General features: G+C 57.7%; 1 protein-coding gene. It reads right to left on the bottom strand.

The genetic code is table 11. The annotated features are described in order from the left end of the window. Positions 1–286 (bottom strand): Ig-like domain-containing protein (locus tag AC27K1_RS21790; RefSeq protein ID WP_487152896.1); only part of this gene is annotated, 286 nt, incomplete at both ends.

Here is a 286-nt window from a genome sequence, read left to right as displayed (position 1 = left end):
GTCACTGCCCGGATTGAAGCTGAAGGTGCCGTCATTGTTGTTGGTTACCGCGCCTTCTGCCGGCTGGGTCAGGATATTGAAGGTGTGGGTATCGGTGGTATCGGCGTCCGTGGCACTGAAATTGCCGGTCACTGCCGCGCCATCTTCCGTGGCGCTGACACTCACTACTTCGGCGGTGGGCTTATCGTTGGTCCCTGTAATCGTAATCGTGACCGTTCCGGGTTCACTGGTGGCATTCCCCTCGCCGGAATCATCGACCGCTACATAGGTAAACGTAACCTGACGG

The organism is Kistimonas ophiarachnellae, assembly GCF_057552235.1.
Note: the sequence above shows the minus strand (reverse complement) of the source record. Positions and strands in the feature narration are given on the sequence as shown.